Origin of the sequence: Nesterenkonia sp. DZ6 (assembly GCF_022565835.1) — a bacterium.
GTDB lineage: Bacteria > Actinomycetota > Actinomycetes > Actinomycetales > Micrococcaceae > Nesterenkonia.
Genome location: NZ_JAJOYW010000002.1, coordinates 225,556 through 246,626, shown reverse-complemented (window position 1 = coordinate 246,626; position 21,071 = coordinate 225,556). Strand labels below are relative to the sequence as shown.

General features: G+C 66.3%; 17 protein-coding genes and 2 tRNA genes. 8 read left to right on the top strand and 11 right to left on the bottom strand.

Annotated elements, in window-relative coordinates; genetic code table 11:
• Positions 1-194: 194 nt before the first annotated feature.
• Positions 195-1,259, top strand: a complete 1,065-nt coding sequence (locus LTH93_RS06760) for a universal stress protein (RefSeq protein ID WP_241465255.1) — start codon at positions 195-197, stop codon at positions 1,257-1,259.
• A 25-nt stretch (positions 1,260-1,284) separates the two neighbouring features.
• Here the strand turns inward: LTH93_RS06760 and LTH93_RS06755 are convergent, their stop codons facing one another.
• The 4 genes from LTH93_RS06755 to LTH93_RS06740 all read right to left on the bottom strand — a co-directional run bounded on the left by LTH93_RS06755 (position 1,285) and on the right by LTH93_RS06740 (position 4,509).
• Positions 1,285-2,271 (bottom strand): zinc-dependent alcohol dehydrogenase family protein, encoded by a 987-nt coding sequence (locus LTH93_RS06755; protein ID WP_241470508.1) that lies wholly within the window; start codon positions 2,269-2,271, stop codon positions 1,285-1,287.
• Between the two features lie 7 nt (positions 2,272-2,278).
• Positions 2,279-3,457, bottom strand: coding sequence for a DUF4389 domain-containing protein (locus tag LTH93_RS06750; RefSeq protein ID WP_241470507.1), 1,179 nt, complete (start codon positions 3,455-3,457; stop codon positions 2,279-2,281).
• 79 nt (positions 3,458-3,536) lie between these two features.
• Positions 3,537-4,253 (bottom strand): SRPBCC family protein, encoded by a 717-nt coding sequence (locus tag LTH93_RS06745; protein ID WP_241465252.1) that lies wholly within the window; start codon positions 4,251-4,253, stop codon positions 3,537-3,539.
• 182 nt (positions 4,254-4,435) lie between these two features.
• Positions 4,436-4,509, bottom strand: a tRNA-Arg gene (locus LTH93_RS06740).
• 311 nt (positions 4,510-4,820) lie between these two features.
• Here LTH93_RS06740 and LTH93_RS06735 point away from each other — a divergent pair.
• On the top strand, positions 4,821-6,695 hold the full coding sequence (locus tag LTH93_RS06735) for a phosphoenolpyruvate carboxykinase (GTP) (protein WP_241465251.1): 1,875 nt from the start codon (positions 4,821-4,823) through the stop codon (positions 6,693-6,695).
• Positions 6,696-6,851: 156 nt separating this feature from the next.
• On the opposite strand, the gene LTH93_RS06730 is transcribed toward LTH93_RS06735, so the two are convergent.
• A complete protein-coding gene (locus tag LTH93_RS06730) occupies positions 6,852-8,465 on the bottom strand; it encodes a BCCT family transporter (protein WP_241470506.1) in 1,614 nt (537 codons plus the stop codon).
• A 262-nt stretch (positions 8,466-8,727) separates the two neighbouring features.
• Here LTH93_RS06730 and LTH93_RS06725 point away from each other — a divergent pair, with 262 nt between their 5' ends.
• Together LTH93_RS06725 and LTH93_RS06720 are read left to right on the top strand one after the other, a co-directional pair.
• Positions 8,728-10,347, top strand: coding sequence for an SLC13 family permease (locus LTH93_RS06725; RefSeq protein ID WP_241465249.1), 1,620 nt, complete (start codon positions 8,728-8,730; stop codon positions 10,345-10,347).
• Between the two features lie 70 nt (positions 10,348-10,417).
• Positions 10,418-11,209 carry a carbon-nitrogen hydrolase family protein gene (locus LTH93_RS06720; RefSeq protein WP_241470505.1) on the top strand — a complete coding sequence of 264 codons (792 nt, stop codon included), beginning with the start codon at positions 10,418-10,420 and terminating at the stop codon, positions 11,207-11,209.
• A 4-nt stretch (positions 11,210-11,213) separates the two neighbouring features.
• Here the strand turns inward: LTH93_RS06720 and LTH93_RS06715 are convergent, their stop codons facing one another.
• Entirely contained in the window at positions 11,214-12,932 is a 1,719-nt protein-coding gene (locus LTH93_RS06715; RefSeq protein WP_241470504.1) for a flavin monoamine oxidase family protein, read from the bottom strand.
• 30 nt (positions 12,933-12,962) lie between these two features.
• Positions 12,963-14,366: a phosphomannomutase/phosphoglucomutase gene (locus tag LTH93_RS06710; protein ID WP_241470503.1), complete on the bottom strand. Its 1,404-nt coding sequence runs from the start codon at positions 14,364-14,366 to the stop codon at positions 12,963-12,965.
• A gap of 67 nt (positions 14,367-14,433) precedes the next feature.
• Between LTH93_RS06710 and LTH93_RS06705 the strand changes: the two genes are divergently transcribed.
• The 3 genes from LTH93_RS06705 (at position 14,434) to LTH93_RS06695 (ending at position 17,617) form a co-directional block, all read left to right on the top strand.
• On the top strand, positions 14,434-15,321 hold the full coding sequence (locus tag LTH93_RS06705; RefSeq protein WP_241465245.1) for a hypothetical protein: 888 nt from the start codon (positions 14,434-14,436) through the stop codon (positions 15,319-15,321).
• Positions 15,322-15,444: 123 nt separating this feature from the next.
• Entirely contained in the window at positions 15,445-16,806 is a 1,362-nt protein-coding gene (locus LTH93_RS06700) for a hypothetical protein (RefSeq protein ID WP_241470502.1), read from the top strand.
• A 1-nt stretch (position 16,807) separates the two neighbouring features.
• Complete coding sequence (locus tag LTH93_RS06695; RefSeq protein WP_241470501.1) at positions 16,808-17,617, top strand: DNA-formamidopyrimidine glycosylase family protein; 810 nt, start codon at positions 16,808-16,810, stop codon at positions 17,615-17,617.
• Positions 17,618-17,858: 241 nt separating this feature from the next.
• Here the strand turns inward: LTH93_RS06695 and LTH93_RS06690 are convergent, their stop codons facing one another.
• The 4 genes from LTH93_RS06690 to LTH93_RS06675 all read right to left on the bottom strand — a co-directional run bounded on the left by LTH93_RS06690 (position 17,859) and on the right by LTH93_RS06675 (position 19,939).
• Positions 17,859-18,062, bottom strand: a complete 204-nt coding sequence (locus LTH93_RS06690) for a DUF2945 domain-containing protein (RefSeq protein ID WP_241470500.1) — start codon at positions 18,060-18,062, stop codon at positions 17,859-17,861.
• A 32-nt stretch (positions 18,063-18,094) separates the two neighbouring features.
• Positions 18,095-18,418 carry a hypothetical protein gene (locus LTH93_RS06685; protein ID WP_241470499.1) on the bottom strand — a complete coding sequence of 108 codons (324 nt, stop codon included), beginning with the start codon at positions 18,416-18,418 and terminating at the stop codon, positions 18,095-18,097.
• 101 nt (positions 18,419-18,519) lie between these two features.
• Positions 18,520-19,737: an MFS transporter gene (locus LTH93_RS06680; protein ID WP_241470498.1), complete on the bottom strand. Its 1,218-nt coding sequence runs from the start codon at positions 19,735-19,737 to the stop codon at positions 18,520-18,522.
• Positions 19,738-19,851: 114 nt separating this feature from the next.
• Positions 19,852-19,939, bottom strand: a tRNA-Ser gene (locus tag LTH93_RS06675).
• Between the two features lie 102 nt (positions 19,940-20,041).
• Between LTH93_RS06675 and LTH93_RS06670 the strand changes: the two genes are divergently transcribed.
• On the top strand, positions 20,042-21,031 hold the full coding sequence (locus LTH93_RS06670) for an NAD(P)H-quinone oxidoreductase (protein WP_241465236.1): 990 nt from the start codon (positions 20,042-20,044) through the stop codon (positions 21,029-21,031).
• The last annotated feature ends 40 nt before the right edge of the window (positions 21,032-21,071 follow it).

Here is a 21,071-nt window from a genome sequence, read left to right as displayed (position 1 = left end):
TTTAGACACACTTTATCTGTGTTTACCTGTGTATGCAACAGGTTTCGTCCGACTCACAGCAGGCCCCTGCCGGTGTTCGGCGTGTCGCGGACCACCCGAGGGGATGGGTCGCGGTGATTGGATGCGCCAAAAAAGTGATCTCAATGTGAAAACAATCCCTACAAAAATTTCGAAATTCGACGTAACCTTGTGCCATGGCTCATGCACACGAAGCCACCAGCAGCGGCGTCCCAGGCGTGCTGGTCGGTATTGACGGGTCGGCGGGCAGCGAGCGCGCCTTCAAAGTGGGACTGATGATCGCAAAGCAGCGCCAATGGCCGCTGCGTCTTATCGGAACATTCATTCGACCAGTCGTGACCGACGACTATTACGTGCGGCAGCTGGATCAGTACCGCTCCGAGGCCGCCAATACGGTGCAGGACCTCCTCGACACGTACTCGGCCCGAGCGGCCGAGGCAGGAGTCGAGGTCAGCACCCGCACCGCTGAGGGTGACGCCGGAGCAACTCTGGTGGATGAGAGCAGCGAGGCCCGCATCGCCGTCGTCGGCAAACGTGGCCGCAACCGGTTCGCCGGACGGTTCCTCGGCAGCGTCTCCGCGAAGCTGACCGCACACGCGCACTGCCCCACCCTGGTGGTCCCGGAGCGGTGGGTGTCCGACTCTGAGACGGAGCTGCTCGCCCCGCATCAGGACCGCCCGGGCGCCGAGGCGGCCCACGAGGAGCCGGTGACCCTGATGGAGGAATCGGCTGCCCGGGAACACACCCGCCGGTCCTTCGCGAACGTCACCGACGAGCTCAACTTCGACTCCGAGATCGTGGTCGGCGTCGACGTCGGAGATCGCGCCGCCGACGTCGTGCACCTGGCGGCTGAGGCCGCGGAGCTGGTCAACAGTCCGCTCACCCTGGTCTCGGCGGCACCGCTGAATGCTCAGGGGCACTGGTATCCCAACACCGTGGAGCACAACCTCGAGCTGCCCAATCTGCGCCGGCGCTACACCGATCACCTCGAGGCGATGACCCAGGAGGTGGCGGCGAAGTCCACCGGGGTTCCGGTGCGCTGGCAGTTCTTCGACGGCTCACCCGCCGGGGTGCTCTCCGAGGCCTCGCGCACCGCGGCGCTGCTGGTGATCGGCACTCGAGGGCATGGCGGGTTCGCCGGGCTGCTGCTGGGTTCGGTGAGTCAGGCGGTGCTGAACCGGGCGGTCTGCCCGGTCCTGGTGATTCCCACGCAGAAGCCGCACAAGCTGCGCAAGCACTGAAGGTCTGCGTCTGAAGGGTCCCTGGTCAGAAGGTGAGCACCAGGGACCCTGAGACGCGACTGCGGCGAAGGTCCTCCAGCGCGACGGGCAGTTCATCGAACGGGTAGGGCGTCACCTCGGCCTGGATGCCGAGTCGCTGGGCCAGACGCAGGAACTCGATGCCGTCCGCACGGGTGTTGGCCGTGACGCTGCGGAGATCCCGTTCATAGAAGAGGTGCTCCTGATACGGCATCCGCGGGAGATCGCTCATGTGGATGCCGGCGATGGTGACGGTGCCGCCCCGCGTCGTCGCCTTCAACGCGGCCGGCACCAGATCCCCTGCCGGGGCGAAGATGATCGCGGCGTCCAGGGGTTCCGGCGGTTCGCCGAAGGCATCGCTGACGAAGTCCACCCCTAGGCGGCGGGCCAGCCTGCGGTTCGTCTCCCCGCGGGTCATCACGCAGACCTGTGCGCCGGCTGCCATTGCAAGCTGCGCGGTCAGGTGCCCGCTGGAGCCGAAGCCGTAGATCCCGAGCCTGCCTCCAGGAGGAAGCATGCTGCGGGTGAGGGCTCGGTAGCCGATGATCCCGGCGCAGAGCAGCGGAGCGGTCTGGACTGGATCGACCCTCGGGTCCAGGGGGTAGGCGAAACTGGCCGGGACGGTCGCATACTCGGCGAAGCCTCCGTCGGCGTCCCACCCGGTGTAGAGCGAATCGGGACAGAGGTTCTCGCGGCCGGCCCTGCACCAGGCGCAGATGCCGCAGGTGCGGCGAAGCCAGGCGGCGCCGACTCGATCACCGAGCTCGATCCGCCGCACCGCCGATCCGCGCGCCTCCACGATCCCGATGATCTGATGCCCCGGCACGACATCGGCGCGGCGCGGCGGGAGCTCATGATCGATCACGTGCAGATCGGTCCGGCACACTCCGCAGGCCTCTACGCGCAGCAGCACCTCATCGGGCTCAGGGGTGGGCACCGGCATCTGGGCGCATTCCAGGGTGGAGCTGATCGAGCTGCTTCGCCAGGTCTTCATAGCGCGCCTAGACCCAGTCGGTCCAGGTCGACGGGTCGGTCCGGGTGCGTTCCGGGGCGGGGCCGGTGTCACTGACGGAATCCCGCTCGGGTTCAACCGGCCCCTGATCGAGCCGGAACGGCGGGTATTCATCACGCATCAGCAGCACATAGGCGGCGACCCGATGGCCCCACCGGTTCAGCCCCATCACGAAGTCGAAGATGCCGGAGCGATAACGCCCGGTGAAGAGCAGGATGATGACGGTGATCAGCAGCAGCAGGCCCAGCAGCGAGAAGCCGCCGCCGGGGCCGGTGGTCTGGCCGGTCGCGCTGCCGGTCTCGTCCCAGCTGCTCTGCCAGCCGGTGCCCGAGGGACTGGTGAAGATCCCGATCAGCAGCAGGTGCGGGAGCGCCAGCAACCAGGACTTCACCAGCACCAGCCCGTTGGTCAGCCGCTCCGGGTAGGCGATGCTCAGATCCGCCGGGTAGTTCGCATGGGCCAGCGTGAACGGAGGGTAGCGGTCCGTCGCCAGTGCTGAGTAGCCGTAGAACGCCACGCGCCAGGACCAGCGCAATACGCCCACGTTGAAGCAGAACCACGCCCGAGGGTACCGCCCGGTGAAGAGGATGACCACCCCCGCGGCGATGGTGGTCACGAAGGCGGTGAGCCAGAGCAGGGCCAGCACGAGGTAGTGCGGGATCGCCAGCAGCCACTTCACCAGCCACAGGCCGCGGGAGGGTGCGTCGAGGTATCCGGTGAGCCGGACCGGATAGACCGGAGTCATCCGCGCTGGGCCGGCGCCGCCCGGGACGCCCTCGATCGGGCCCGCGTCCCCGCGTGCGGCGGTCATCCGCTGAGGGTCGATGTCGCGGCCGAGCCCGGCCGCGCCGAAGAGCAGGGCGACGACGCCGATCACGAATGCCGCCGCGCCGATGATCAACAGCGTGGGGATCGTGTCCTGCAGCTGTTCCCACCACTCCGCGGCCTGCTGCGTATCCCATTCGGTCATGTAGTCGACCCGGTAGTACGGTCTGAACTTCCATTCACCCGGTTCCGGGACCAGACTCGCCACCGCCGCGGCAAGCAGCAGGGTGCTGCCTGCGCCGTGCAGGAGCGCGCCGACGATGAGCAGAACCCATTGCCCCGGTCTCATCTTGGCGGAAGTGGGTGAGTCCTGGGTCGGCGCGGGCGAAGGTGTCTCTGCCATCACAAGCTCTCTCGGCTGGATCTCCCAATGGATCTCATCCAAGGATAGGGCTGGGAAAACGCCAGGGGAACCCTTGGAATCAGGCCAATGTCTGCTCCACGAGGTGACCTTCCCTGGAGACAGAGGCGACCTTGCCATGTTCTGCCAGGGCCTTGATGTTGCGCAGCATCTCTTTGCTCATCACGAAGCTGATGGGTTCGATCAGGTGACGGGAGCCGAAGATCCGCTCCGGCAGGGAGTGCGCCCTGGCGTAGCTGAGCCGCTCGATCAGACGCGTGCCGCCGTCGGGGTCCGGCCGCAGATGCAGAGACCAGATTCCCGCCACCGCCGCGGAGGTCTCTGGGGTGGAGGATCCGGCGATCCGGGAGTCCGCGACCAGGACCAGGTCAGCGACAGGTTCGACTCGTGCCACTCGCATGGCCACCTGCGGTGCCAGCCGGACCTCCCCGGCGGCCGCGATGTCCTGGTGCTCGGGAAGTACCCGGTCGACGTTGTGGATCTGACACCCGATGAGGTTCTCCAGCCGTTCGAAGCTGTAGAACCCGCCGCGGCCCTGTCCGAGCTGCGCCAACCAGGGCCAGATCTGCGCGGGGGAGGCGACGATGGTCACGGCATGGGTCGCGGTCCATGCCGGATCCGGGAGAAGCTCACTGCCGGGCCAGTCGGCCTCGACCTCGGCGCGGGCGGCACCCCAGCCCATCCTGCGCTGGCGCAGCAGCGGCCCGGTCACCAGATGCCCCAGAATGCGGACACCGGCGAGGCCATTGGCCAGCCATCCCCGTCCCACAGTGGTCATGGCGGAACCTCGATCCCGGGAGAGACGCTCGGAGCTGATCGGCTTGCGGCGAGACTAGTCACCCGGTGGCCCAGCTTCAAGGGCTGAGTGGCTTCCAAGGCTGACCTGCGTCAAAGTCTCGGGGCAAAAGAGAACACCCTCTGAATCAACAGATTCAGAAGGTGTTCTCAGAGGAACTTCGGTGCGCCCAAAGGGATTCGAACCCCCGACCTTCGGTTCCGTAGACCGACGCTCTATCCAGCTGAGCTATAGGCGCATCTTTATTTTTCACTGCCTGACCGTCAAGCGATCGCGACCTTGAAGACTATACACGGCACCTCCGGGGCCGACAAATCCTTCGGGTCCCGCTGGGAAGACCGGAGCGCCGTCGTCGTTGTTTACAGTCCCGTCATCTGAGAACGCTACAGTGGTACGTAGCTGGTCCCCATCGGTGTTGACGGGGATGCAGGGATGAGTGCGCACAGTGCTGTGAGCACCCGGGGCATCGATGATGTTCCACGTCCTTGGGTCCTGGTCTCACCAACCAGGAGGGGGTCAGAACGAACCTGTACCCAATGGAGGGAAACAATGGTCAACACCGTTGCAACGGCGCCCGGTGCGAATGGATCGACTGGATCAGGAACCACGGATCCTGAGATCACGGCCGATGCTCCCACAACACATGCCCCGCTGCTGACCTTCGTCCAGGAGATCGCAGCTCTCACCCAGCCCGACCGGATCCACTGGGTGGACGGATCCGAGACGGAGCACCGCACACTCACCGACGAACTGGTCGAGTCCGGGACCCTCACCCGCCTCACCAGCCCAGACTTCCCCAATTCTTTCGCCGCATTCTCAGATCCCGCCGATGTGGCCCGCGTGGAGTCCCGCACCTTCATCTGCTCCGAGAACGAGCGCGACGCCGGCTTCACCAACAACTGGGTCGACCCGGCGGAGATGCGCGAGAAGCTGAGCGGCGTGTTCGACGGTGCGATGCAGGGACGCACCATGTACGTGATCCCCTTCGTAATGGGCCACCTCGACGCTGAGGACCCGAAGTTCGGGGTGGAGATCACCGATTCCGCCTATGTGGTCACCAGCATGCGAATCATGGCCCGGATCGGCACCGATGTGCTGCGCAAGATTGAGGAGCTGGACGCGTTCTTCGTGCCAGCGGTCCACTCGGTCGGCGCCCCCCTTCAGCCAGGTCAGCGCGATGTCCCCTGGCCGTGCAACGACGAGAAGTACATCGTGCACTACCCGGAGACTCGGGAGATCTGGTCCTACGGCTCCGGCTACGGCGGCAACGCCCTGCTCGGGAAGAAGTGCTACGCGCTGCGGATCGCCTCGGTGATGGCCAGGGACGAGGGCTGGCTCGCCGAGCACATGCTCATCCTCAAGCTCACCAGCCCTGCCAATCGCAGCTACTTCATCGCCGGCGCCTTCCCCTCGGCCTGCGGCAAGACCAACCTCGCGCTGATCGACCCCACCCTTGACGGGTGGAAGGCCGAGACCCTCGGTGATGACATCACCTGGATCCGGCCAGGCCACGACGGCGAATTCCGCGTGGTCAACCCGGAGTCGGGCTACTTCGGGGTCGCCCCGGGCACCGGATGGCACACCAACGCCAATGCGATGCGCGCCATCGCCAAGGGCAACTCGGTGTTCACCAACTGCGCGCTCACCGACGACGGCGGCGTCTGGTGGGAGGGCATGACCGAAGAACCTCCGGCACACCTGACCGACTGGCGCGGCGAGGACTGGACCCCGGACTCTGATCAGCCGGCGGCACACCCCAATGCTCGGTTCTGCACCCCGATCGATCAGACCGACATGCTCGCCCCGGAGTACTTCGAGCCCAACGGCGTGAAGCTGGACGCGATCCTCTTCGGTGGACGGCGCAAGACCACCGTCCCGCTGGTCACCCAGGCCCGCGACTGGAAGCACGGCATCTTCTTCGGCGCCACCCTCTCCTCGGAGACCACCGCCGCAGCCGAGGGTGCGGTGGGCAATGTCCGCCGCGACCCGATGGCGATGCTCCCGTTCATCGGTTACGACGCCGGGGACTACCTCAAGCACTGGGTGGAGGTCTCCGGTGAGGCTGACCAGTCCAAGCTGCCCGAGATCTTCCTGGTCAACTGGTTCCGCAGGGGCCGCGACGGAAAGATCTCCTGGCCCGGCTTCGCCGAGAACTCTCGGGTGCTCAAGTGGGTCACCGAACGCCTGGAGGGTGCCGGCAAGGCCGTTGAGACTCCCATCGGCTTCACCCCCACCATGGATGGACTGGATCTGACCGGGCTGGACATCACCCCGGAGGCGCTCGAGGACTCGATCACCGTGCACCGCGACGAATGGGTCACCGAGCTCGAAGGCATCGACGAGTGGTTCGCCGAGTTCGGCGACTCGCTGCCGGAGTCCATCGCGGCTGAGAGCGAAGAGCTGCGCCGTCGTCTGACGCCTTGAACTGAGGTCTCAGAGTCGACGTCCCTGAACTGTGACGGTTCGGAGCTGAGGCGCTGAGCTGTTGAAAAGGCCCGGTCCGCGCGTTCCACGCGCAGACCGGGCCTTTTCTGCGCCCCTGGCGGTTGCGCAGAGCACGCACAGACGGCGGGAGCAGGGCTAGTTGTGCTGACCGGCTCCGACCGGCTGCCGAGGCGCAGCGTGACTGATCCCGGTGAAGCGGGCGTCCCCGCGCAGCTGCTTGATCAGCGAGATGCCGAGCAGGGTGACGATGACGGTGAACGGCACCGCCGAGAGCAGCGCGGTCTGCTGCAGCGCCTGCAGGCCGCCGGCGATCAGCAGGACGATGGCGCAGAGACCGGTGAGCAGGCCCCAGATGCCCAGCATGGGTCGACTCGGGTGCATCGAGCCTCGGGAGGAGAGCACGCTGAGCACGAAGGTGTTCGAGTCTGCGCTGGAGACGAAGAACAGGACCACCATCGCCACGGTGAGCACCGAGGTGATGGCCGTGAGCGGCAGCTCGCCGAGCAGCGCGAAGAAGGTCACGTTGGTGTCCTGCAGGGTTGCCTCGCCGAGGCTGGTGCCGGAGAACATGTCGAAGTGGATCGCGGATCCGCCGAAGATCGTGAACCAGAGGCTGAAGACCAGGGTCGGCACGCCGAGCACCGCGACCACGAACTCGCGGATGGTGCGCCCCTTGGAGATCTTCGCCAGGAAGATTCCGACGAAGGCGCCCCAGCTCAGCCACCAGGCCATCATGAAGTAGGTCCACCACTGCATCCACTGCAGGTCCTCGGGGGTGCCCGGGGTGAGCATCGCGACCATCGGGAACTCCGCGACGAACTGTCCCATGGAGCGGAAGTAGAGGTTGCTGATGAAGCCGGTCGGGCCGACGATCAGCACGAAGAGGCCCAGTGCGGCCGCGGCGAGCATGGTGGCCTTGCTGATCCACTTGATGCCGCGGGTGACCCCTGACATCGCGGAGAGGGTGAAGACCACGGTGATCCCGGCGATGATGACGACCTGCACGAACAGATCGGACGGGATCCCGGTGAGGCTGTTGACCCCCTCGGCGATCTGCGCCGCGCCGAGTCCCAACGAGGTGGTGGTGCCGAAGAGCGTCGCGATGATGGTGAAGATGTCGATGAGCTGACCCGCCCATCCGTCCATGCTCTTGCCCAGCACCGGGCGCAGCATCGGGGAGATCAGCCCGGTGTTGTGCCGACGGTGGGTGGAGTAGGCGATGGCCAGGCCGAAGACGCCGAACAGCGCCCAGGCGTTGGGGCCCCAGTTGAAGTAGGAGAACTGCATCGCACGCACGGCGGCGTCCATGGTCTCGGGCTCGGCGAGCCCATGCGGAGGCACCATGAAGTGGCTCATCGGTTCCGCGGCACCGTAGCTGATCAGTCCGATGCCCATCACGGTGCCGCAGATCATCGCGATCCAGGACCAGTTGCTGAACTCAGGACGATCGTGATCCTCGCCGAGCCGGATCTTCCCGAACCTGCTCAGTCCGAGGTAGACCATCAGCACGATGCAGCCGGCGGTGACCGCGAGATAGGCCCACCCGATGTTCTGTGAGGACCAGTTCGAGGCCGCGGCCATCACCAGGTTCAGGTGTTCCGGGGCAAATGCGGCCCAGAGCACGAAGCTCAGCAGCGCGGCCACCGAGACGACGAAGGCTCCGCTGGGTCGGGAGCTGCGTGGGACTCGGCTGACACCGTTTCGCTCGGTGTCCGGCTCCGCTCTGGGGGGCGTGTTCTGGCTGTTCATCGGTGACCCGCGTCCTTGGCTCAGCGAACAGAGCCAACAGCCCGCCGCGACGAATGCGCGGGCGGCTGCCAGAACATCGGGGACAAGCATACTGAACCTCGCCCGCCTGGCGGCACCATGCTGCCCCCGGCTCGGCGGGCCTGTGGGTGTTTCTCGGCCCGTGGCCCTAGTCAGCTCACCGAACGTGCTCTAGGTTATGAGCCACACGTGATATCTGTCACATGTTTCGGTGGGTGGGGCATCAGAAGGTGGGGGCAGAACCATGGGTGATGATTCCGGGGGTGCAGCAGGACGGCAGGCCCCGCGTGGGGCTGTCGTCGACGACGCGGGTCCCGTGAGGTCCCCGGCGAAGACCTGGGCCTTCCGAGGCCTGGGCGTGGTGCTGGCCATCCTCGTGTGGTCGCTGCTCGGCGCAGCCGAGATGTCTGGCGACGCTCGGCTGGTGGCCGGGGTGGCGATCCTGATGGCGGTCTGGTGGATGACCGAATCCATGCCGCTCTCGGTCACCTCGCTGCTGCCGATCGTGTTGTTCCCGGTGCTCACCGCACTGGAGGTCGCCGAGGTCACCGCGCCCTACGCGAACCCGATCGTGTTCCTGTTCCTTGGTGGCTTCCTGATCGCCATCGCGATGCAGAAGTGGAACCTGCACCGCCGGATCGCGCTGCTGACGCTGCGGCGGGTCGGCACGCACCCGCGGCAGATCATCCTCGGGATGATGATCGCCACCGCATTCCTCTCCATGTGGGTCTCCAACACCGCGACGACCCTGATGATGCTGCCGATCGGGCTCAGCGTGCTGACCCTGGTGGTGGAGAACAGCCGGAACACCGGCACCCGCGCCGAGAACGAATCCATGACCGAGGAGATCCGCTCCGGCAAGGCCATCAGCGACGTCATCGACGACCGCGATGTGCGGATCTTCGGGGTGGCCCTGGTGCTGGCGATCGCCTGGGCCGCCACCATCGGCGGGCTGGGCACCCTGCTGGGGTCCCCGCCCAACGCGATCGTCGCGGGCTACATCAGCGAGGAGCTCGGCCGCACCGTGGGCTTCGCCCAATGGATGATCCTCGGCGTGCCGATCGTGGTCGTCTTCATCGGCCTGTCCTGGCTGATCATCACCCGGCTGATGTTCCGCTTCAAGCTCGACGAGATCCCCGGCGGCAAGAAGCTGATCAACGACGAGGTCTCCGCCCTGGGACCGATGAGCCAGGGCGAGAAGGTCGTGCTGAGCGTGTTCATCCTCGCCGCATTCTGCTGGATCGTGCCGGGCTTGCTCTCCGGGATCGGCGACATCGGCACCCAGCTGCCCTGGCTGGAGCTCTTCGACGACACGGTGATCGCCATCGGTGCCGGCGTGCTGCTCTTCCTGATCCCCGGTGACAAGAAGGGCAACATGACCCTGCAGTGGAAGGACGCCGAGGAGGGACTCCCCTGGGGCGTGCTGCTGCTCTTCGGCGGTGGCCTCTCCCTGGCCGCCGCGGTGGCTGCGACCGGCCTGGACGCCTGGTTCGGTGAACAGGTCAGCGGACTCGGCGCACTGCCGATCATCCTGCTGCTGGCCGCGGTCGTGACCATCGTGCTGCTGCTGACCGAGATCACCAGCAACACGGCCACAGCAGCCACTTTCATCCCGATCCTCGGCGGAGTCGCCGTAGGCATCGGGGTGGACCCGGTGACGCTGCTCATCCCGGCTGCACTGGCCGCGACCTGCGCATTCATGCTGCCCGTGGGCACCCCGCCGAATGCCATCGTCTACGCCACCGGCTACGTCAAGATCACCGAGATGGTCCGCGGCGGCGTCGTCCTCAACGTCGTCGGCATCATCCTGATCACCATCTTCACCGTGCTCCTTGGCCCGCTCGCCTTCGACATGGTGTTCTAGGCGCTGGCGCTCCAGCGAGTTCCTCCACGTCCTTCCCCGTGAGCGCAGAAGGTCGGGGGATACTTGGCGCATGCGAATCGCACTGATGCAGCACACCGCCCGACCCCTGGAGACCGAGCGCAATCTGGGCCTGATCGACGACGCCGCGGCGCAGGCGCGCGAGCAGGGGGCGCAGCTGCTGGTCACGCCCGAGCTCTTCGCCTTCGGCTACGTCCCGGCGCAGATCCGCGCACAGGTCGGCGCAGAAGAGGTCGACGCCGCCCGCGCCAGGCTGCGCGGCATCGCCCGGGACCGCGGGATCGCCATGGTGTGGTCCCTGCCTGGCGGTGAGGCACCGGATCAGCGCGGGATCACCGCTGATCTGGCCGATGAGCACGGAGAGGTGCTCACCAGCTATCAGAAGGTCCAGCTCTACGGGCCCGAGGAGAAGGCGGCGTTCGCACCGGGGGAGCAGCCACCACCGGTGATCAGCTGGCGCGGACTCAGACTGGGCCTGCTGGTCTGCTACGACGTGGAGTTCCCCGAGATGGTGCGGGCCGCCGCGGTTCGCGGCGCCCAGCTGCTGCTGGTGCCCACCGCCCTGGCGGGGCACGAGGCCTCCGTCCCTGGGATCCTGCTGCCCGCGCGCGCGCTTGAGAACGGTCTCGCCCTGGCCTATGCCAACCACTGCGGCCCGGAGGGTGGGCTGGTGTTCGACGGGCGCAGCGTCGTCGTCGGCCCCGCCGGTCAGCGTCTGGGGGAGCTCGGTGCGGAACCGGGGCTGCTGGTGGTGGATCTGCCCGAGATCACCGAGGAGTCAGCGCCCGGCAGCGCGGACTACCTGCAGGACCGGCGCGCGGACCTGCATCGTCACTGGCTCTAGCCGCTCAGTCCAGCCGCACCGGGGCCAGCTCATCCCAGACGTCACCCGGACCGGGATTCTCGCGGGTCGCGGCGCCGCCCAGATGGTGCAGCACCCCCCAGACCGCGTTCAGCGCGGTGGTCACCGCACCGTCGGCCCAGCCGGCGGTGAACGAGATGTCATCCCCGGCGAGGAAGACTCCGCGCTGGTGCTCGGGCAGTCGGTCCTGGACGAAGTGCCCGAAGAGCCGCTCCTGATAGCGGTAGTGACCGGGCAGGTTGTTCTTGAAGGCACCCATGAAGTTCGGGTCCGCCTCCCAGGAGACCGTGATCGGCTCACCGATCATATGCGCGCCGATGTCCACCCCGGGATAGATCTTCGCCAGCGAGTGCAGCATCAGCCGGGTCCGCTCGGCGGCGTCCAGCGGCAGCCACTTCAGGGCGTCGTCGTTCCAGGTGTAGCTGAGCAGGATCGCCGCGGGCCGGTCCGGGCCCTCATCCAGCAGGTAGGTGGCGCGGGGGAGCCGATCGGTCAACGTCATAGACATCACCGGGCGCCCGGTCTCGGGGTCGACGTCCCGCCAGAAGGGCCGGTCCACCATCACGAAGGTCTTCGAGGAGAGCATGTAGTGGCTCTTCTCGATCGCGGTCCACATCGAGGGGGCGAAGAGGTTCTCATCGGTGTCGATGCGCGCCGAGAGCAGCCAGGACTGGCAGGTCACCACCGCGGCGGCGAACTCCTGGGTGCGGCCCCATTTCTCGGTCACCCGCACCCCGCCGCCGGGCAGCGCAGGGTTGGTGCCGCGATGGATCCCGGAGACCGCTCCGCGCGGGGCTCCGCCGTGCAGGGACTCCAGCGAGGCGCCAGGCGTCCAATGCTGCAGCTCGGAGGGGCGGTGCTTCCACAGCTGCACCGGAAGCCGCTGGGCGCCGCCGTCGATGCTGCGATGGTGATCATCGGCGCCGGTGAACACGACTCGCAGCACCTCGAGGATCGAATTCGTGAAGTCGGTGTCCCAGCCCCCGCTGCCGAACCCGACCTGACCGAAGGCCTCCAGATGTTCGAAGCTCAGGTCCTTGAACGCCTGGGAGGAGGAGAGGAAGCCGTAGAAGGACTCATCGTCGAAGCGCTCCACCAGCTGGTTCCAGAGCCGCTTCAACGAGGTGACATCGCGCTCGCAGATCGCCTGCTGCACGGCCGCCAGGTCCGCCTCCTCGGTGAGGGCGCGCTGCCAGGCGTGCGCCACCTCGGCGAAGAAGGGCGGCAGGTGGGTGGCGTCCTCGGCGTAGTGCGACTGGCCCTTGAGCTCGATGACCGTGGAGGGAGCCGCCGCGGTGAGTGGATTGGGGAACTCACGGGTCGGCAGACCCAGCAGGTCCACATAGTGATAGAACGCCTTTCCCGAGGTGGGGAAGCGCATCCCGCCCAGATCCGCCACCACCTCCGGTGCTGCGGCGAAGGACTGGGTCTTCAGCCGACCGCCGATCTCCCCGGCCTCGAAGATCACCGGCTTGAGTCCCAGCTTCATCAGCTCGTAGGCGGCCACGACGCCAGCCAGCCCGGCCCCGATGACGGCCACCTCGGTGCCCTGAGCCTGCTCCGGGATGGCGCCCAGCCCCGCAGGGTGCTGCAGGTAGTGGTCGTAGCTGAAGGGGAAGTCCGGATTCAGCATGGTGAGCGTCGCCTCCCCGAGGGCGGCGTCTGCGGGGTCGGGGGTCTCAGGCAGCGGGCTGGAGAGCGTCATGAGGTCAGCCTATGTCTGCGAGACAGCGGTTCAGCTCTGCGCGACCAGACCGAGGACCTCGTCGCGCACGGCTTCCATCTGCTCGGTGCTGTGGGCCTCGCCGTTGAAACGCAGGAACGGTTCGGTGTTGGAGGGACGCAGGTTGAACCACCAGGTGCCGTCCGTGGCCCGGACTGTCAGTCCGTCCATGTGGGAGATCTCGGCGTCGCGGTCGGCGAAGGCCGCTTCGACCCGTTCTGCCGCTCCGGCCTTGTCCTCAACCTCGGAGTTGATCTCCCCGGAGGCGGAATAGGGGTTGAACTCGGCGGCCAGTTCGCTCAGCGGCCGGTCCTGGTGACCCAGTGATGCGAGCACGTGCATGGCGGCGAGCATGCCGGTGTCGGCGTTGAAGAAATCGCGGAAGTAATAGTGCGCGGAGTGCTCTCCACCGAATACCGCCTGCTCCTCGGCCATGACTGCCTTGATGTAGGAGTGCCCCACCCGGGTCTCCACGGGGCGACCACCGGCCTGCGCCACGACCTCGGGCACCGCGCGGGAGGTGATCAGGTTATGGATGACGACGGGAGTCTCTTCACCCTCGGACTGGGCGCGGGTGATCTCGCGGCGGGCCACCAGCGCCGTCACCGCGGAGGGGGAGACGGGCTCGCCCAGCTCGTCGATCACGAAGCAGCGGTCCGCGTCGCCGTCGAACGCCAGACCGATGTCCGCGCCGGTCTCACGCACCTTCGCCTGCAGGTCTCGGAGGTTCTCTGATTCCAGCGGGTTGGCAGGGTGATTGGGGAAGGTGCCGTCGAGCTCGAAGAACAGCGGGGTGATCCCCAGCGGCAGGGCCGCCAGCAGGTCATCACCGAGCACTGCTCCGGTGGTCAGCCCGGACATGCCGTTGGCTGCGTCGACGACGACCTTCAGCGGCTTGATCCCGGAGAGGTCCACCAGGGAGCGCAGGTATTCGGAGTACTGGGCCAGGATATTGATCAGCTCCACCGAACCGGTCTCATCGACGGCGGGGATCTCCTCGGCGTCGAGGTAGGTCTGTGCGGCGTCGCGGATGTCCTCCAGCCCGGTCTCCGCGGAGAGCGGCACCGCGCCGGCCTTGGACATCTTCATCCCGTTGTACTGTGCCGGATTGTGACTGGCGGTGAAGACCACGCCGGGGGCCTCCATGGTGCCGGAGGCGAAGTAGAGCATGTCCGTGGAGATCAGACCCAGCTGGGTCACGTTCGCTCCGCGGGAGGTGGCCCCCTGGGTGAAGGCCGCCGTGAAGTCTGCGGAGGAAGCGCGCATGTCACCGCCCACCAGCACGGTCTGCCCGGCGAGACCGAGGACGTCGACGAATGCGGCGCCCACGGCGCGCACCGACTCTTCGGTGATGGTCTCGTCCACAAGTCCGCGGACGTCATATGCCTTGAATGAGGCTGAAAGATCAATAGTCACGGGAATTATCGTACGTGAGCGGTGTTCATCTAGCTCGCGCCCAGGGGAACACACGTAGACTGGAGGTGTGGAAATACTGGTAGTCCTCGCAATCGGCGTCATGTTGTTCCTGGGCATCCGCATGCTCATGCAGCGTCAGGCCCAGAAGCTCAACGATGGCATCAAGGTCGCTGTGACGCCTGAGAACGCGCGCAAGGCTGCGCTCGCGCTCTCCGACGAACAGCACCGCGAGCTCTACCGCGCCATCGGCGCGGAGGACGGTCGGCGGGCGCTGGCCATCTTCAAGCAGTCCACCGGAGCGCCGATCAAGGACTGCATCATCGCGGTCCAGGCGCTGCACGCCCACCCCCAGCAGGCACCCTCGGAGCTGCGGGCCGAAGACGAGATGAACGGGGCCGCCGGCGGAGCGGTCGCCAGCCCGATCGACACCCACGATCGGCCCGGCCCCGAGGACGAGGTCCTCGACGGTGAGCTGGTCGAAGACGCCATCGACGGAGTCCGCGATGACGCCGACTCCTCCGACCGTGACCCCTCCAAGCCCATCGGCGAGGCGGACCCGCAGACCGGCGAGATCCTCGGGGAGAACGCCCAGCAGATCCCGAACATCCCCGGCGGCGAGAAGCCCCGACGTGATGGTGATGCCCCTCGCGATGTCGATGAGCGCGCCAAGCGTCTGATGGATGAGTCGGGATTCAACCCCGAAGACGAACTCACCATCCCTGCGGACTGGGGTGCTGAGGAAGAGGAGATCGCAGGATTCCATCTGGAGGTCCAGCGCGGCACGGAGAAGATCACCCTCTCCCACGATGACCTGGAGCCCTGGGTCCACGATCAGCTCTACGCGCTGCTGCGCGATGACCTGGTGGACGAGGCGGCCGAGCTGCTCTCTGCGCACTCGCCGCTGACCAAAGAGGAAGCCCGCAAGTTCCTTGTGGTCTTCAAGAACCAGACCTGATCCCATCCGCGGACCAGACTGGTCCGCAGAGGTCAGTTGATACAAATTTCCAAGAAAATCTCCCAAACGCATTGTAAATCCCTATAGGCTCGAGTGAATTCTCGCGTTCGAAGGGTTATTCGCATGGTTCCGAAGACTTGGCATGAAGCCCGCCTGATTCCTACGTCAGGCATTGGCAGCCCAATAGAGCAGGAACGACGCGCAACGTCTGCATTGCTCGCAGTTATTGGAGCTGTCGACGAGTTTGGCAGGGCACTGTTGAAGCCCTGCGGTGCACCGGCCGGCCATATTGAGACCTATGTGGAAGTCCCTTTTGAGCTGGGAAAAAAGCCGCTTCGCCCTGATGGTCTGATTCGAGTGTCGCGAGGGAAGAAACAGTGGACCGCGCTCGTCGAAGTGAAGACCTCATCCAACGAGCTGGGAGCAGAGCAGGTGGAGAACTACCTGGATCTTGCCAAGGACAACGGCTACGACGCCGTCATCACCATCTCTAACGAGATTCCACCGGTGTTGGGAAGCCACCCCCTGGTGCTCGACAAGCGGAAGGTCAAGAATGTCCCGGTCTACCACTTCTCCTGGGTACGGATCGTCTCCATAGCGCTCATGCAGAAGGAAGTTCATGGAGTGCAAGACCCGGATCAAGCGTGGATTCTCGGCGAGCTCATCAGGTATTTGGAACATGACAATTCAGGAGCGCTGGCATTTACCGATATGGGCTCTTCGTGGACCAAGGTTCGTGAAGATGCGAGAAAAGGTGTGCTGCGGAAGGCTGATCCGGATGTCGTAGATGTGGCGACGAAATTCGATGCTCTCATTCGGTACACGTGCCTGAGGCTGGGTCAGAAATTGGGGACCGAGGTGTTCCCACAACTCCCGCGGCGCCAGCTCCAGAACCCCAAGGAGCGGACGGCAGAGCTCGTCGACGAACTCGTGGCCGACAGTTGCCTGGCCGCCAAGATTCGTATCCCCGACACAGTGGCCGACCTCGAGGTGAAATGTGATCTCCGGGGCCAGCAGATTCATGTCTCCGTTACCGTTCCGGCCTCGGGGCATACTCGCAGTGAGACTCGAGTGCGGTGGCTCATGCGCCAGCTCTCGGATGACCTCGAGAATGTCGTCATCGAGGCGAGCGGACGCGGCCGGAAGATGGCCGCTCCCATCAATGAGATCCGCACTGATGAAAAGGTGTTGGCGCCTGATCCTGACAAGGAGATCAGCCGTTTCAAGATCACGCACATCTATCCGATGGGTGTAGCCAAGTCCACCCGCGCGAAATCATCCTTCATCGATTCCGTGGGCACCTCAATCGATGATTTCTACGGGCGGGTGCTGCAACGGCTGAAGCCGTGGACCCCACCAGCACCGAAACTGCGCGCCAAACCAGAAGAGCGTGTGAAGGACGACCAGTACGCTTCCACGGATCTCTCTTCGATGGACTCCAGTGAACCAGCCACGGTGTCAGCGGCCCCTGCGACGGAGACCTGACGTGCCTGAGGGAGATACCGTCTTCCGACAGGCGGCCGTGCTGCACGCCGCCCTTGCCGGAGAGGTGCTCACGGCGAGCGATTTCCGCGTGCCGAAGTATGCGACCGTGGATCTCTCCGGCCGGACCGTGGAGCGAGTGATCGCCCGTGGCAAGCACCTGCTGATGCAGTTCGGTGATCTCACGGTGCAGTCCCATTCGAAGATGGAGGGGACTTGGCACGTCTACCCCCGCGACGCACAGGGGGCACGGTCTCGGTGGCGACGCCCGGCCCACACTGCGCGCTGCGTCCTGCGCACCCATGATCAGGAAGCCGTGGGCTTCTCGCTGGGGGAGCTGAGCATCTCCTCCCCGGCCGAAGCGCAGGAGAAGCTCGCCCATCTCGGCCCCGATCTGCTCGGCCCCGACTGGGATTCCACCGAGGCCTCGCGTCGGCTGCTGTCGGCCCCGCGGCGCAGCATCGGGGTGGCACTGCTGGACCAGAGCAACCTAGCCGGCATCGGCAACGTCTTCCGCAGCGAGATCTGCTTCCTCGCCGGGATCCTGCCCAGTCGGCCCGTGTCTGAGGTGGCGGATCTTGCGCGGGTGATCGAGCTCAGCGAGAAGCTGCTGACTGTGAACAGGCTGCGCATCCGGCGGTGCACCACCGCCAATCCCACGTCAGGTCCGCCCTACTGGGTGTACGGGAGGGGCGGCAAGCCCTGCATGCGCTGCGGGACCCGGGTGCGCAAGAGCGAACTCGGAGAGGCTGAGCTGCGCGAAGCCGCGGTGGAAGACCGAGTGATCTATTTCTGCCCATCCTGCCAGTCCTGATTGCCCTGAATCCGGGTATCCCGGGATTCAGGGCAGCCCGGATTCAGGACTGGGCGGGGTCTGCGCTCGGGAACGTCGTGATCGCAGTGTCGAAGCAGTCGGCTTGCTCGGAGAGATCTCCGCGCAGACCTCCGGCGCGCAGTCGGCGTTCATGATCGCCTGGATCATGTATCTGTCAGCGGTGGCCGGGACGGCTTCGTGCGATCACCTTCGCGGACCGCGCAGAAGCAGCCCCGAGCGACTAGCGCTTATCGAGCGCCTTCTCATGGTGGGCGGCCTCGGCGCCGGTCTTCTCCGACTCCACCAGGTAGACCGGGTCCTCCCCGGAGGCGCGGAAGGTCTGGTCCTGGAACTTCAGATCCTTGGTGTGCTTGGAATTCACGGTCCCGTGGGTCTTGCCCTGCGGGGTGTTCCAAGAGACCTTGTCGCCTTCTTTGAGCGCCATGGGTGGTGCCTGCTCTCTGCTGCGCTGGAGGGTCAGTCGGCGTCGTCGAACTTCTCGCGGTTCGCCCAGGTCTCACCCGGGTCCCCGCCCCAGGCGTCCCAGGCGACCCGGCCCGGGCTGGGGTAGCCGGCCTCGCCGTGGTGGAAGCCCTCGGCGTCACGGTCCACGGTGTGCCGCGCGAAGTACTGGCGCATCTTGTGGATGTGCTCCACCGGCACCTCAGAGCCCTCGGCGAGCTCCTGGGCCCGGTGGCGTCCGGTCTCGGTGAAGCCCTTGCCGGCCTTGCCCTCATCGATCCAGCTCAGCGCGCGTTGGGCGGCGTGCTGGACGTCCTGCGGGGGAGTGTGCCCGGTCATGGGTGACCTCCTGGGTAGGGTCTGCTCGGACTTCACTGTACTGGTGTCGCGGATCCGTTCACCAGCAACCCTGGGAAGAGAGCTGAGCGCAGAGTCACAGGTCAGTCGTTGCCAGGCCGACGACGGCGGCTGACCAGGATCAGTGCCAGCAGCGTGGAGAGCAGGTAGACGACGCCCACGGCGAGCCAGCCCAACGTGAAGCCTCCGCCCGAACTGATCAGCAGGCCCATGCCGAGCGGACCGATCGCGAATCCGGTGAACATTCCGGCGGTGACCACTCCGCTGGAGGAGGCCATCTTCGCGGAGGGGATGCTGCGCAGCAGCACGCTCATCAGCACCACCGAGACGCCGAGGGCCGAGGCGCCGTGGAGCACCACCGCGGTCCAGAGCAGCGGGGACCAGCCGGTGGCGTCGGCACCGAGGAAGGCGCCGACGCCGGCCAGCGCGGTCAGTGCCAGTATCAGCAGCAGCAGCGGTCCGGAGGTGCCTCGAGCCATCACCCGCGCCCACCCGATCCGGGCGGTCACCCCGACCACACCGGCGACGGCGGCGGTGGCGCCGCCGAGGACCAGCGAGAAGTCGAGCTCGCGGACCGCGAAGAGCGGGAGGTAGACGTTGGTCGCCTGCACGCCGATCCCATTGAGGCAGCCGAACGCCGCCAGCGCCCAGACCGCGGCGGAGTGCCCGCGGGGTGGGCCTGGGGTCTCCGAGGATGCGTCGGACGTCACTGGGGCATTCCGAGTCGGATGCAGCAGCGGGACGGTGCGCAGGATGCGCCAGGTCAGCACCAGCAGCACCAGCGGCAGCAGGGCGGCAAGCAGCGCGGTGCCGCGCCAGCCGATCAGCACCGCCAACAGCGGGAAGCTCAGGCTGGCCACCAGCTGGCTGACCTGGACCCCGGACTGTTTGACCCCGACCCAGCCGATGCGTCTATTCGCCGGCACCCGCTCCAGCAGGATCCGATTGGTGACTCCATTGGGGAAGGACTGGGCGACCCCGGAGAGGCCGGCGGCGACGATGAGCACCATGTAGCCGCCGGGGACCCCGGCGAGACCCAGCGCCACGGAAGCGATCAAGAAGATCACTGTCATCAGCGCGAGATCCGAGTGACGGTCAGCCAGTCGTCCCAGCGTGGCATTGCCGACCGCGGCGCAGGCGAAGCAGACGGTGGCCAGCAGCCCGAACTGCGCCTCGTTGATGCCGAGGTCGGTGATGATCTCTTCGCTGGTGGCGCTGAGCCCGTAGAGCAGCAGCGGGCCGACGGCCACGGCGCCGAGCAGGATGCTCAGCAGTCCCGGCCCAGCCGATTCCTTGCGCATCCGCACCTCCGCTTCACCACCGGTGTCCGCGTGGTCGGGGCGGGACGAACTTTTCAGACCTGCTTCGAGAACCTGAGTGGGGTCCCGGCCGCGGGACCCCACCTTCTCATTGAGCGGAGCGCGTGGGATTCGAACCCACGGTGCGGGGTTGCCGCACACTGGTTTTCAAGACCAGCTCCTTCGGCCGCTCGGACAGCGCTCCTTGGCATTTCAGCCGACATGGAGCTCTCCAGCGTTTCGTGGAAAACTCCAGACACAGACTATACGTGAGTCCCAGGGACGGATCGAGTTGAGGAGCGAGAGCATGCGAGCAGTGCAGTACAGCGACGCCGGTGGACCAGAGGTCATCGCCCTCGCCGAGCAGGCAGACCCCACGCCGGCAACCGGGCAGGTGCTGATCGAGGTCGCCGCCGCGGGACTGAACCGTGCTGACGTGATGCAGCGCCTCGGGGTGTATCCGCCCCCGAGGGGCGCCTCCGAGATCCCCGGGCTGGAAGTCTCAGGCCGAGTCATCGCCGCAGGTCAGGGCAGTGGTGTCATCGTGGAGGAGCTGATCGGCAAGGCAGTCGTGGCGCTGCTGGCCGGTGGCGGCTACGCCGAGAAGGTGGTCGTCGATGCCCGCCATGTGCTGCCGGTGCCGGCCGGAGTCAGCCTCACCGACGCCGCAGGTCTGATCGAGGTGGCCGCCACCGTGCACTCGAACCTGCGCGGCGAAGCTCAGGTGAAGCCGGGGGACACCGTGCTGGTCCACGGCGGGACCGGAGGGATCGGATCCTTCGCGCTGCAGTATCTGCACGGGCTCGGAGCGGAGGTGCTGACCACCGTCGGTTCCGCGGACAAGGCGAGCCTCGCCGTCGAGCTCGGGGCGGACCACGTCATCAACTACCGCGAGGAGGACCTCGGTGCACGGGTCCAGGAGCTCACCGAGGGCCGCGGGGTGGATGTGATCCTCGACGTCGTCGGGGCGAAGTACCTCGAGACCAACCTGCGCTCACTGGCCACCGCCGGGCGACTGGTGATCATCGGGCTGCAGGGTGGACGCACCGCCGAGCTGGACCTGGGGCTGATGCTGGCCAAGCGGCTGCGCATCATCGCGACCACCCTGCGCTCCCGGGATGCCGAGGCCAAGGCCGAGATCGTGCAGGCCGTGGGTGCCGAGATCTGGCCGCTGATCGAATCCGGGCAGATCAGGATCCAGACCGACAAGACCTTCCCGCTGGAGCAGGCCGCTGCGGCGCATGAGTACTTCGACTCCGGCACCCACACCGGCAAGGTCCTGCTGACCATGACGTGATCGACCCCTGTTGCGTTGAGGGAGGGCCGGATTCGATAGA